The organism is Paragemmobacter ruber, from assembly GCF_009908315.1.
Classification (GTDB): Bacteria; Pseudomonadota; Alphaproteobacteria; order Rhodobacterales; family Rhodobacteraceae; genus Paragemmobacter; species Paragemmobacter ruber.
In genome coordinates, this window is the sequence record NZ_JAAATW010000003.1 from 157167 (window position 1) to 170156 (window position 12990).

The 12990-nt window shown below is 65.0% G+C and carries 10 protein-coding genes and 2 tRNA genes; 9 read left to right on the plus strand and 3 right to left on the minus strand.

Annotated elements, in window-relative coordinates; genetic code table 11:
* From GU920_RS12960 to GU920_RS12970, 3 genes are all read left to right on the plus strand, one after another.
* The gene (locus GU920_RS12960) at positions 1-933 is read left to right on the plus strand and encodes a pirin family protein (RefSeq protein WP_161767516.1); all 933 of its coding nucleotides are present in this window, start codon (positions 1-3) and stop codon (positions 931-933) included.
* A gap of 200 nt (positions 934-1133) precedes the next feature.
* Positions 1134-1210: transfer RNA gene (locus tag GU920_RS12965), tRNA-Asp, on the plus strand.
* 27 nt (positions 1211-1237) lie between these two features.
* Positions 1238-1314 (plus strand) — tRNA-Asp (locus tag GU920_RS12970).
* Between the two features lie 191 nt (positions 1315-1505).
* On the opposite strand, the gene GU920_RS12975 is transcribed toward GU920_RS12970, so the two are convergent.
* Positions 1506-1949 carry a GNAT family N-acetyltransferase gene (locus GU920_RS12975; protein WP_161767518.1) on the minus strand — a complete coding sequence of 148 codons (444 nt, stop codon included), beginning with the start codon at positions 1947-1949 and terminating at the stop codon, positions 1506-1508.
* Positions 1946-3319 carry a M20/M25/M40 family metallo-hydrolase gene (locus tag GU920_RS12980; RefSeq protein ID WP_161767519.1) on the minus strand — a complete coding sequence of 458 codons (1374 nt, stop codon included), beginning with the start codon at positions 3317-3319 and terminating at the stop codon, positions 1946-1948. Before GU920_RS12980 ends, GU920_RS12975 begins: the two co-directional genes overlap by 4 nt.
* 113 nt (positions 3320-3432) lie before the next feature.
* Between GU920_RS12980 and GU920_RS12985 the strand changes: the two genes are divergently transcribed.
* The 4 genes from GU920_RS12985 to ispG all read left to right on the plus strand — a co-directional run bounded on the left by GU920_RS12985 (position 3433) and on the right by ispG (position 8040).
* Positions 3433-3987: a 5-aminolevulic acid synthase gene (locus tag GU920_RS12985; protein WP_161767520.1), complete on the plus strand. Its 555-nt coding sequence runs from the start codon at positions 3433-3435 to the stop codon at positions 3985-3987.
* Positions 3988-4190: 203 nt separating this feature from the next.
* A complete protein-coding gene (gene hemA / locus GU920_RS12990; RefSeq protein ID WP_161767521.1) occupies positions 4191-5414 on the plus strand; it encodes a 5-aminolevulinate synthase in 1224 nt (407 codons plus the stop codon).
* Between the two features lie 114 nt (positions 5415-5528).
* Positions 5529-6788 carry a helix-turn-helix domain-containing protein gene (locus tag GU920_RS12995; RefSeq protein ID WP_161767523.1) on the plus strand — a complete coding sequence of 420 codons (1260 nt, stop codon included), beginning with the start codon at positions 5529-5531 and terminating at the stop codon, positions 6786-6788.
* Between the two features lie 121 nt (positions 6789-6909).
* Positions 6910-8040 (plus strand): flavodoxin-dependent (E)-4-hydroxy-3-methylbut-2-enyl-diphosphate synthase, encoded by a 1131-nt coding sequence (ispG, locus tag GU920_RS13000; RefSeq protein WP_161767525.1) that lies wholly within the window; start codon positions 6910-6912, stop codon positions 8038-8040.
* A gap of 10 nt (positions 8041-8050) precedes the next feature.
* On the opposite strand, the gene GU920_RS13005 is transcribed toward ispG, so the two are convergent.
* On the minus strand, positions 8051-8806 hold the full coding sequence (locus GU920_RS13005; RefSeq protein ID WP_161767526.1) for a DsbA family protein: 756 nt from the start codon (positions 8804-8806) through the stop codon (positions 8051-8053).
* Positions 8807-9020: 214 nt separating this feature from the next.
* Between GU920_RS13005 and GU920_RS13010 the strand changes: the two genes are divergently transcribed.
* Together GU920_RS13010 and GU920_RS13015 are read left to right on the plus strand one after the other, a co-directional pair.
* On the plus strand, positions 9021-10241 hold the full coding sequence (locus GU920_RS13010; RefSeq protein WP_235933293.1) for an N-acetylmuramoyl-L-alanine amidase: 1221 nt from the start codon (positions 9021-9023) through the stop codon (positions 10239-10241).
* Between the two features lie 113 nt (positions 10242-10354).
* Positions 10355-12904, plus strand: a complete 2550-nt coding sequence (locus GU920_RS13015) for a penicillin-binding protein 1A (protein WP_161767527.1) — start codon at positions 10355-10357, stop codon at positions 12902-12904.
* Positions 12905-12990: the final 86 nt, after the last annotated feature.

The window sequence follows — 12990 nt, forward strand, 5'->3', positions numbered from 1 at the left end:
ATGAGCTGGAACCCCGCCCTCGATCCCACCATTCCCATCGGCGATGCCGTCGATGCCATTGAAACCGTGATCGTCCCGCGCGCCCGCGACCTTGGCGGGTTCGAGGTGCGCCGCGCGCTGCCTTCGGCGCAGCGGCAGATGGTCGGCCCTTTCATCTTCTTTGATCAGATGGGCCCCGCTGAATTTCTGACCGGGCAGGGGATCGACGTGCGCCCCCATCCCCATATCGGGCTGGCCACCGTCACCTACCTGCTCAAGGGGCGCCTGCACCACCGCGACAGTCTGGGGACGGATCAATGGATCGAACCGGGCGCGGTGAACCTGATGCTGGCAGGGCACGGCATCACCCATTCGGAACGCACCGACGGCCCGCTGCGCGACCGCCCGCATGGCATGTTCGGCCTGCAGACATGGCTCGCCCTGCCGCAGAAGAACGAGGATGATCCCGCGGCCTTCCTCCACGCCCCGAGTTCCGTGCTGCCGCAGCTGGAGGGCGAGGGGAAAGAGGTACGTCTGATCCTGGGCTCGGCCTGGGGCGAAACCATGCCCGTCGAAACCCCGTCCGAGGTGTTCTATGCCGATGCCACCCTTGCCCCCGGCGCGGCCATCCCGCTGCCAGACGATCATGAAGATCGCGGCGTCTACATCCTGTCGGGCGAGGTGACGGTGGGGGGCCAGACCTTCCCCGCCGGTCAGATGCTGGTGTTTCGCCCGGGCGACCGGATTTCGGTGCGGGCAGGCGGGCAGGGCGCGCGGCTGATGCTGCTGGGCGGGGCCACGATGGATGGCCCGCGCCATATCTGGTGGAATTTCGTGGCCTCCAGCAAAGAGCGGATTGATGCCGCGAAAGAGGCCTGGCGCGCGGGCGATTGGGCGCATGGCCGCTTTCGTCTGCCACCCGGTGATGACGCGGAATTCATTCCTGCCCCGTAGGATGGGCAGACCTGCCCATCCTACCGAAGGTCCGTCGCGCAGGATGGGCAGCATTGCCCATCCTACCGGCGTGTCGGTCGCGTAGGATGGGCCGATTGGCCCATCCGCCCTGCTTGTCGAAAAAACCCCAAACGTCGCTTGACGCCGCCCGCGCCCTTCCGTAATACCCCCACACGTTCGGGAAGCCGGGCGGCGGACACGCGGTTGTAGCTCAGTCGGTTAGAGTACCGGCCTGTCACGCCGGGGGTCGCGGGTTCGAGCCCCGTCAACCGCGCCACCGCCCGCTTCCCCGAATGTGACCAGCGCGGTTGTAGCTCAGTCGGTTAGAGTACCGGCCTGTCACGCCGGGGGTCGCGGGTTCGAGCCCCGTCAACCGCGCCATTTTCCTAAACACATCCTGTGATGCCAGCGCCGGGCTTGGGCGTTTCGGGCGCATTCCTTGACTTGATATGGAACCGGCTGGTCGGGGGCCAGGTGCAGACAGGGTGCTGCACGCCTGTCTGCACGCCTTCCTGCATCCGCGCAAACCGCCGAGGCCTTGGCCGCGCGGTGGATTATTCCACCGGGCGGCGTTACAGTTTCATCCTGTACCGAACATGCCCATCCGCCGGGACGAAGCGGTCATAAAGCCGCCGGGCGACCGCGTTCTCCTCATCCGTGTGCCAGTAGAGCCGCTGCCAGCCCTTTGCCCGGGCCAGCGCGATCAGGTCGTCGATCAACCGCTTGCCGATCTTCTTTCCCCGCGCCTCGGGCGCGAGGAAGAGGTCCTCCAGATAGCAGTCCTCCCCGATCACCCAGGTGGACGGGTGGTGCAGGTGGATGGCGAAGCCCACCATCCTGCCCCCGTCAAAGGCCAGCCGCGCCTTGACCGGGCTTGCGGGGTCCACGAGCCGCGCCCATGTCGCCGCCGTCACCTCGGGCGCCAGTGCAACCTCATAGAAATCAAGGTATTGCTGCCACAAGCCCCGCCAGCCTGCCTCGTCCCGCGGTTCTGCATCCCGGATCACGACAGTCATGCCAGCCGCTCCAGCACCCGCGCCCAGGACCGGATGCCCTTGTGGAAACAGGCCAGATCATATTTTTCATTGGGGGAGTGGATCTGGTCGTCATCCCGGCCAAAGCCGATCAGCATCGCATCCATGCCAAGCTCCGTCTTGAAATAGCCCGCGATAGGGATGGAACCGCCCGATCCGACAAAGGCCGCCGCGCGCCCCCATTCGTCGGTCAGCGCCTGACGTGCCGCCTCGAAGGCGGGATCGCCGATTTCCATCACGCTTGCGGGGGATCCCTCGATCCCGTCGTTCCAGATAATCTCGCAATCCGCCGGAATCCGGCTTTCCGCCCATGATCTGAAGGCGGTGATGATCTTCTCCGGGTCCTGCCGCGACACCAGCCGGAAGCTCACCTTGGCATGTGCCTCGGACGGCAGCACCGTCTTGAATCCCGCCCCGGTATAGCCGCCCCAGATGCCGTTCACCTCGGCTGTCGGGCGCGACCAGATCATCTCCAGCGGTGTGCGGTCCACTTCCCCCGCCGGGATCTTCAGGCCCACATCCCCCAGATATTTGCCGTGGTCAAAGGCCAAGGCCTGCCATTGCTGCCGCAGCGCATCCGGCAATTCGGCCACATCGTCATAGAAACCGGGAACCTGGACCCGGCCCTCGTCATCATGCAGGTCCGCCAGCAGTCGCGTCAGCACATGGATGGGGTTGCGCGCCAGCCCGCCATACATCCCCGAATGGAGGTCGCGATCCGCCGCGCGCAGGGTGAATTCACTCTTCGTCAATCCGCGCAGCATAGTGGTGATGGCGGGAACCGCATCCTCGAAAAGCCCCGTGTCACAGATCAGCGCCAACTCCGCCCGCAGCTCGGCCGCATGTTCCCGCAGAAACGGGATGAGCGAGGGCGACCCCGATTCCTCTTCGCCCTCCAGAAAGATTGTCAGCTTGCAGGGCAGGGTGCCATGCACCGCCTTCCAGGCGCGGCAGGCCTCGAGGAAGGTCATCAGCTGGCCCTTGTCATCCGATGCGCCCCGCGCGCGGATCACCTTGCCCTTCGCGGTGTCCTCGATCGCGGGGTCGAAGGGATCGCGCGCCCAAAGATCAAGCGGATCAACGGGTTGCACATCGTAATGGCCATAGAACAGCAAATGCCGGCCGCCTGTCCCGCCATGGGCCACCACCATCGGGTGGCCGGGCGTCGGGCGGCTGGCCGCCTCGAACCCCAGCGACCGCAGATCCTCGACCAGCCAATCCGCCGCGCGTGCACAATCGGCCTTGTAGGCCGGATCGGTGGAGATCGACGGGATGCGCAGCAGGGCCATCAACCGCTCCAGCGCCTGTGGCAGGTCGGCATCAATGCGGGCGAGGACGGCATCAAGGCTCATGGTCGGTGTCTCCTGATTGTGATACGCGCCGCGACCCTATCAACACTTCTGCCCCTGTCCAGACCCGGGCAGACAAGCTAAAACACTGCCGTCATCCGTGGAAGGAGCGTCCCATGCCCCGTCTTGCCTTGCTTGCCCTCGCCCTTGCGCTGCCCTCCGTTCCGGCCGTGGCCCAGACAGTCACGGGCGAACAGGCGGCCGCGCTGCTTTTCGCCCCGGCCCCGGCAGAGGTGGAGATCAACGGTCAGGGCGTGCTTGCCAAGGATGAGGCGTCGATGCTGGCCATGGTTGCCAAGGATCAGCCCTATTACGCCGCCATCGCCATCTCGCCCGATGAGGGGCTGATGTCCGAGGCGACGATCGCCGCCGCCAACCACCACACGATCGAGGCGGCCACCGCCGTCGCGCTGGGAGAATGCAACGCCAAGAAGACCGGCGCAGCTGATTGCGTGATCGTGGCGGTCGTCCGCCCCGAGGGTTGGGAAGCACGGCCGCTGCAACTGTCGATGTCCGCGACCGAGGATTTCGCCAATTACGCGGGCGGGGCGCTGGCGATTTCGGCGGCGACCGGCGCCTGGGGCATCGGTGCCTCTGCCGATGAGGCCGTGGCCGCCTGCGCCGCCAAGCAGGAAACCGCGACGGATTGCGCGGTTGCCATCGCCAACTGACTGCGGCAACAGGACACCCGCCTGCGGGGGTGAATCGCCGCCCTTTTGATACATATCAAGGTCAGCAAACCGCCCGCGTACGAAACATGTCGGCAGATTTGCCGTTTATTGATGAAGCGGCAGCCTGGTTGTCGGGATACGACGGGGTCGGGAAACGACAGGCGCACTGAGGACGGCGGACATCCCGCCGGATAGGAGACGCGATGAATTACGATGTGGCGCTGGATGCCAGCCTGCAACGCCTGCACGACGAAGGCCGTTATCGGACCTTCATCGACATCGTGCGCAAGCAGGGCCATTTCCCGCAGGCCGTCTGGCGCCGCCCCGACGGGTCGGAGCGCGAGATCACGGTGTGGTGCGGGAATGACTATCTCGGCATGGGTCAGCACCCCGACGTTCTTGCCGCCATGCATGAGGCGCTGGATGCCACCGGCGCAGGGTCGGGCGGCACGCGCAACATCTCGGGCACCACGGTCTATCACAAGGCGCTGGAGGCTGAGCTTGCCGATCTGCATGGCAAGGAGGCGGCGCTTGTCTTCTCCAGCGCCTACATCGCCAATGATGCCACGCTGTCCACGCTGCGCAGCATCTTCCCCGGCCTGATCATCTATTCCGATGCGCTCAACCATGCGTCGATGATCGAAGGCGTGCGTCGCGGCGGTGGCGCCAAGCGCATCTTTCGCCACAATGACCTGGCCCATCTGCGTGAATTACTGGCCGCAGATGATCCGGCGGCGCCCAAGCTGATTGCCTTCGAATCGATCTACTCGATGGATGGCGATTTCGGTCCGATCCGGGAAATCTGCGATCTGGCGCAAGAGTTCAACGCGCTGACCTATATCGACGAGGTCCATGCCGTGGGCATGTACGGCCCGCGCGGCGCAGGGGTGGCGGAACGGGATGGCCAGATGCACCGCATCGACATCATCAACGCCACGCTGGCCAAGGCGTATGGCGTGTTCGGCGGCTACATCGCGGCCAGTGCCAAGATGGTGGATGCCATCCGCTCCTACGCGCCCGGCTTCATCTTCACCACATCGCTTCCACCCGCGGTCGCGGCAGGGGCGGCGGCGTCGGTCCGCATCCTGAAGACCGCGCAGCATCTGCGCGATGCCCAGCAGAGCCATGCCCGCATCCTGAAGATGCGCCTGAAGGGGCTGGGTCTGCCGATCATCGACCACGGCAGCCATATCGTGCCTGTGCATGTGGGGGATCCCGTGCATTGCAAGATGCTGTCGGACATGCTGCTGGAGCAGTTCGGCATCTATGTGCAGCCGATCAACTTTCCCACCGTGCCGCGCGGCACGGAACGGCTGCGCTTCACGCCATCGCCTGTGCATGATTCAAGGCAGATCGACCACTTGGTGCGGGCGATGGATGCACTTTGGCGCCATTGTGCGCTGAATCGCGCCGAGGTGTCCGCGTGACGCTTTCCGCACATGCGAAAGCGCTTGCCCTGTGCTAAGTTATCTTGAATACGGCAGAATATGAGTCGCCCTGAACGCGACTCGCGTTCTTGGGGCAGTGAAGGGGCGGTTTGCATGATCGGTTGGAGGTCAAAACCTTCGACGGCAGAGGTCGACAAGCCTAAAGGGTTTGACGATTTCGAACTGCGCCTTGGCGATCTGATGCGTGGTGAACGGGCCACGCTTGGCAAATCGCTGCTCGACGTTCAGCGCGAATTGAAGATCAAGGCCACCTACATCGCCGCGATCGAAAATGCCGATGTCTCGGCCTTTGAAACGCAGGGCTTTGTCGCGGGCTATGTGCGGTCTTATGCGCGCTATCTGGGCATGGATCCCGACTGGGCCTTCCGAAAGTTCTGTGTCGAGGCGAATTTCACCGTCGCCCATGGCATGAGCGCGGCCGCCTCCTCGCAGGGGATGACGGCAAAGCGCGCCCCGCAGGAATTCGGCGATCCGCTGGCAAACCCGAACGCTACCTTTGTGCCGCGCGGTGAAAGCGTCTTTTCGCGGGTCGAGCCGGGCGCGGTGGGATCAGTCCTCGTGCTGGCGCTGCTGATCGGCGGCATCGGCTATGGCGGCTGGTCCGTGCTGCAAGAGGTGCAGCGCGTACAGCTCGCCCCGGTGGATCAGGCCCCGGCCGTGGTGGCCGAGATCGACCCGCTGGATGGCGTGGCGCCGGTGGCGCCTCTGGTGGCCGAAGTTGCCGCCGAGCCTGAGCCCGCCTCTGCCGCCCTGGCCGAGGCGGATGCCTCGGCGCGGCCGGATCTGATGGATCGGCTTTACCGACCGCAGGCGCTGGATGTGCCTGTGCTGACCTCGCGCGATGGTCCGATCGCCGCGATCAACCCGCGCGAAACGGGCGCCCTTGCCGATGCAGGGCGCGGCACGTCGCTGAACACGGCCGTCGATCAGGCGCTGGCCGAGGCGGGCGTGACCGAAACCGGTGTGCAGGTGGTGGCCGATGCCGCCCCGCAACTCGAGGTGCTGGCGGTGCGTCCGTCCTGGGTGCGGGTGCAGTCCGCAGACGGAACGGTGCTGTTTGAAAAGATCCTCGACGCGGGCGAGCGTTATGTCGTGCCAAGCCTCGAAGAACCGCCGGTCCTGCGGGCGGGGAATTCGGGTTCTGTTTACTTTGCCGTGAACGGGCGCACTTATGGCCCCGCCGCGCCGGGTGCGTCTGTGGTGAAGAACCTGCCGCTGGCCGCCGAAACGCTGACCGAAACCTTCGCCGAGGCGGATCTTTCGGTGGATGCCGATCTTGCGAAATTCGTGAACGTGGCCGAAGCCGCGCCTGAGGGCGAACTCCCTGCCGAAGCCGCGCCGCTGACCGAGTGACGGGCGGCACACTGTCAGGTTAAGCTGACATTTCCCTTTGCTGTGATGGCCTTTCGGTTGCCCTTGCCGGACGGGATCGCTATTTCTGGTGCAGTCATCCGCCCGCAGCAGGACCGCCCTCATGTCGCTGAATTCCGTTCGTCCCTGGCGCAACATCTATCGCCGGAAGTCGCGCCAGATCCGGGTGGGCAAGGTTCTGGTCGGGGGCGATGCACCGATCAGCGTTCAGACCATGACGAACACGCTGACCACCGATGTCGCCGCCACCATTGAACAGATCCAGCGCGCGGCCATTGCAGGCGCGGATATCGTGCGCGTCTCAACCCCCGATGAGGACAGCACCCGCGCGTTGCGCGAGATCGTGGCCGAAAGCCCCGTTCCCATCGTGGCCGATATCCATTTCCACTACCGCCGCGCGATCGAGGCCGCCGAGGCGGGCGCTGCTTGCCTGCGGATCAACCCCGGCAATATTGGCGATGCGCGCCGCGTTAAGGAAGTGGTCAAGGCCGCCAAGGATCACGGCTGTTCCATCCGCATCGGCGTGAATGCCGGATCGCTGGAGCGGCATCTGTTGGAAAAATACGGCGAGCCGTGCCCGGATGCGATGGTGGAATCCGGCATGGATCACATCAAGCTGTTGCAGGACAACGATTTCCACGAATTCAAGATCAGCGTGAAGGCATCGGATGTCTTCCTTGCCGCCGCCGCCTATCAGCAATTGGCCGAGGCGACGGATGCCCCGATCCATCTGGGCATCACCGAAGCCGGGGGCCTGATGTCGGGCACCGTGAAATCGGCCATCGGTCTGGGCAACCTGCTTTGGATGGGGATCGGTGACACGATCCGTGTCTCCCTTTCCGCCGATCCGGTGGAAGAGGTGAAGGTGGGGTTCGAAATCCTCAAATCCCTCGGCCTGCGCCATCGCGGCGTGACCATCATCTCCTGCCCCTCCTGCGCGCGGCAGGGCTTTGACGTGATCAAGACCGTCTCGGCGCTAGAGGATCGGCTGGCCCATGTGACCACCTCGCTCTCGCTGTCGATCATCGGTTGCGTGGTCAATGGCCCGGGCGAGGCGCTGATGACCGATATCGGATTCACCGGCGGCGGGGCAGGATCGGGCATGGTCTATCTGGCGGGCAAGCAGAGCCACAAGCTGTCCAACGAACAGATGATCGACCACATCGTTGAACTGGTGGAGAAGAAGGCCGCCGAAATCGAGGCGGCCGAGAAAGCCGCAGAGGCCGCGGAATAGGGCAGGGCGATCAGCCCTCCTTCGCGGCGCGCTGTTTTTGCACGATCTGCTGCATCGCCTTCAGCGGGACATAGCCACGCACCATCGTGCCACCTACGACAAAGGTGGGCGTTCCGCTGATCTCCATCGTCTTTGCCAGCCGGTGATTGTCTTCGATGACCTTGGTCACTTCGGGTGCGCCCATCCGTTCCATGATCGGCGCGGGGTCGAGACCCATCTCTCTGGCCAGTCGGGCCAGCGCTTCGGCCGTCGGTTCGGCGCGCAGCGAGAGCAGCGCATCATGCGCCTGTTTGTAGGCGTCGCCGCCGTGAAGTTGCAGCACCGCGATGGCAAAGCGCGATGACAGCACCGACGCCTCGCCCAGAATGGGGTATTCCTTCAGGACAAAGCGGATGTTGCCATCGGTTTCCACAAGCTGATCAACCTCTTGCCAGGCCTTGCGGCAATAGCCACAGCGATAGTCGATGAACTCTACCACCGTGATGTCGCCGTCCGGGTTGCCGCCCACCCAAGAGGCGGCATCGTTGAAGATGGCATCGGATTGCGCGGCCACCATTTCTTTGTCGCGCGCGGCGGCGGCAACCTTTTCGCGTGCCTCCAGCTCGTCCATGACTTCGATCAGAACCTCGGGGTTCTCAAGCAGGTAGGCCCGCACCTCGGCGCGAAAGGCCGCGCGCTCGGCATCGGTCATGTCGGTCAGCCCCTCGGCATGGCCGGGCATAGCGAAGGCAAGGGCAAGGGCAGTGCCGGTCAGAAGGTTGCGCATCGGGGCTCCGTGTGCGATCGCCCCTTCGGGGCAGTGGCAAGGTGGCTGGCTTCGGTCGGCAAGGTGCATCAGCGCCGCTTGGGTGGCAGTTTACGGGGTGAAAGGCTCGCAGTTCAAGGTCACGTCCGGCATGGTCGCCGCAACGTGATGCCGGTTTTCCCACGTCCTTCGGCTGGCTGGACAAGGCCCGCGCCGCACGGAATACTGGGAAAAAATGAGGGAGGGTAAGGGGATGCGGGCAGGGCTGATCGCCTTCTTTATCGCGATGATGGCTTTTGGACAGGCCGCCGCCCAAGAGCTTTCGGCGCTGGCGCGGCTTGATCCCGCGGCCTCGTCCATCGCGGATCAGGGCGAGATGGTATCCGTCACCCTGCATCTGAGCCAGCCCGTCCCGTGGCGGGTGCGGCTGGCCGATGATCCCCGCCGCGTGATCCTCGACTTCCGCGAGGTGGACTGGTCGGGGATCGCCGACATGCCGACGACCAGCGCCCGTCTGGGCGACCTTCGCGCCGGAAGTTTCCGCCCTGGCTGGTCGCGGCTGGTGATGGAGTTGAAGGCCCCCCTCACGGTGATGGGGGCCGAGATGACGACGGATGCTGGGGCGACCGTCCGCCTGCAACTGGCCCCGAGCACGCCCGCCGAATTCGCCCGGCAGGCCGCCTTGCCCGAACCGCCGGAATGGGCGCTGCCCGCCGCCGCCGATCTGCCGGCGCCCGCCCCGCGCGGGACCGGGCCGCTTGTGGTGGTTCTCGATCCCGGTCACGGCGGCATCGACCCCGGGGCCGAACGCGACGGCCATACCGAGGCGGAACTGATGCTTACCTTCGCGCGCGAGCTGAAGGAACTTCTGGTCCGGGATGGCAGCTTCCGCGTTGTGATGACGCGGGAAGAGGATGTTTTCGTCCCGCTCGAGACGCGCATTTCCATCGCCCATGCCGCGGGGGCGGATGTGTTCCTGTCGCTGCACGCCGATGCGCTGGCCGAGGGCGAGGCCGTCGGGGCCACGATTTACACCCTGTCCGATGACGCCAGTGACGAGGCCGCCCGCGCGCTTGCCGAACGGCACGACCGGGATGATCTGCTGTCGGGCATTGATCTGTCGGATCAGGATGATCTGGTGGCGACCGTGCTGATGGACATGGCCCGCACCGAAACCCAGCCCCGGATCGACCGGCTGGCGCTGGCCCTGCGCCAATCCATTTCAGGCGCTGGGTTGAAGATGCACCGCCACCCGATCCAGCAGGCGGGATTTTCGGTGCTGAAATCGCCGGATGTGCCGTCCCTGCTCATCGAGCTTGGTTTCCTCTCCTCTGCCTCGGATCTGGAACGCCTGATCGACCCCGAATGGCGTGCCGCCATGGCCGAGTCGATCCGGGATGCGCTGCGCGTCTGGGCCGCCGAGGATGCGGCGCTGTCCGATCTGCGCGACGATTGACCGACCGGCGGCATCGCGCCCGCCGGTTGCCGCCTCACGCCATCGTTTTGACCTTTGACCCCGCCTGCGTGTATAAGCAGGGGCATATTCCGGAAAGATTGGGAAACGCGGGCGTGATCAGGTTCATCGGTTCATTCTTCGGGGCCATCTTCACGATGGTGACGCTTGGCGTGCTATTTGCTGCGCTGACGGTGGGTGCGATCTTCTACATGTATTCGCGCGACCTGCCGAGCCATGAAAGCCTTGCCCAGTACACGCCCCCCACGATCAGCCGCATCTATTCGGGCGAAGGCCTGATCATCGACGAATTCGCGCAGGAGCGCCGCCTTTTCGTGCCGATCGAGGATATCCCCGATCTGGTCAAACATGCCTTCATCGCGGCAGAGGACAAGAATTTCTACACCCATCACGGCTATGACGTCACCGGCATGGCCGCCGCCTTCCGCGATGCCGTGGTGACGCGCGGGCAGGAATTGCGCGGCGCTTCGACCATCACGCAGCAGGTGATGAAGAACTTCCTTCTGTCGGGCGACCGGACGGGCGAACGTAAGATCAAAGAGATCATCCTTGCCACCCGTCTGGAAGAGACGCTGTCGAAGGACAAGATCCTTGAGCTTTATCTGAACGAAATCTTCCTCGGTCAGAACAGCTATGGCGTGGCCGCCGCCGCCCAGACCTATTTCAACAAGCCGCTGACCCAGCTTACGGCGGGCGAGGCGGCCTATCTTGCCACGCTGCCCAAGGCACCCTCCGAGATGCATCCGGTGCGCAATAAGGAGCGGGCGCTGGAGCGGCGGGCCTATGTTTTGAACCGCATGGCGGAAGATGGCTACATCACCCGTGAACAGGCCGAGGCCGAGGCATCCCAGCCGCTTTTGACCGTGCAGAACGGCGATTATCCCGCCTTCCGCGAGGCGCTGCCACCGCGCAGCTATTTCACCGACGAGATCCGCCGCCAGCTTTCCACCACCTTCGGCGAGGCCGAGTTCTTCGGGGGTGGCCTGTCCATCCGCGCGACGGTTGACCCAGAGCTTCAGGATGTGGCCGCCAAGGCCCTGCGCGACGGGCTGGAGCGCTATGACCGCAGTCAGGGCATCTGGCGTGGCACGGGCGAGGTCATCCCGCCCGAGGGGCTTGCGGATTGGCGCGCCGCGCTGGCCGCGGTCGATGTTCCGCGCGACATCGCGGGCTGGTATCCGGCGGTGGTGCTGGAAGTGGGCGAAAGCGACGCCCGCATCGGCATTGAAGGGGTCGAGGATGATGCCGACGGCCACTGGATCCCTGCCGAGGATGTGGATTGGGCGCGCAAGCAGAACGCCGACGGCAGCCTTGGCCGCCGCGCGCAGGTGGCGGGCGATCTGGTCGCGGTGGGCGATGTTGTCCTCGTGCGTGCCGTGACATCGGACGAGGATGGCAGTTTTGTCCGCTGGACCCTGCGGCAGGTGCCCGAGGTGCAGGGCGGCTTCATGGCGATGGACGTCTTCACGGGCCGCGTCATCGCCATGCAGGGCGGCTTTTCCTATCAGGATTCGGTCTTCAACCGCGCCACGCAGGCCACGCGCCAGCCCGGCTCCAGCTTCAAGCCCTTCGTGTTCGCCGCGGCGCTCGACAACGGCTTCACCCCCGGCACGATCGTCGTGGATGCCCCGATCGAGGTGGAAACCGCCGAAGGCCTGTGGACGCCCAAGAACGCCTCGAACAAGTTCTACGGCCCCACCCCGGTGCGGACCGGGATCGAACAGTCGCGCAACCTGATGACCGTGCGGATAGCGCAGGAAATCGGCATGGATACAGTCGCCCGCTATGCCGAACGCTTTGGCGTCTACAACCCGATGCGCCCCTTCCTCGCCAACAGCCTCGGCGCGCAGGAAACCACGCTGTTCAAGATGGTGGCCGCCTATGCCATGTTCGCCAATGGCGGCGAGCGGGTGGAACCCACGCTGGTGGACCGCGTGCAGGATCGCTTTGGCCGCACGATCTATCGCCACGATCAGCGCGATTGCGTGGATTGCCGCCTTGCCAGCCTCGATCCCGGGGCGGGCGTCACCATCCGTTCGGAACGCGAGCGGGTGATGGATGCCATCACCGCCTATCAGCTGACCTCGATGATGGAAGGTGTGGTCACGCGCGGCACCGCCTCCTCGGCGGTCAATCTGCCGGTGCCGGTGGCGGGCAAGACGGGCACCACCAACGATGCCAAGGATGTCTGGTTCATCGGCTATACCTCCAACATCGTGGCAGGCTGCTATATCGGCTTCGACCAGCCGCGCAGCCTCGGCTCGGGCGCCTCGGGCGGCGGGATGTGCGCGCCTGTGTTCCAGGAATTCATGAAAGAGGCCGTCGCCAAATATGGCGGGACCGAATTCCGCGTTCCGGAAGGCGGGCGCTGGGTCAAGATCGACCGCTTCACCGGCGCGCTTCTGCCCGATGATGCCAGCGGCGCGAATGTGCAGGTGGAATACTTCCGCGAAGGCGTGGATGGGATCGTCGGTCTCGACATGATGGTGGATGGCGGCTTTGCCATGGGGTCCAACCTGCCGCTCTTTGCCTATGGCGAAGGCGAAGGCGGGGGCGAGACGACGGTGACCACTGCCAGCGGCGAGACGGCCGTGATCCCCGAGAAGGCCGATTTCGGGACGCTGAGTTCGGGCGGTCTTTACTGACCACGGGGCGCAGGGCCGGGGCAGGGCGCGGGCCTTGCCCGCCGCCGCCCCAACGGCTATCACCCGCGCCAGACCATCACAGGACA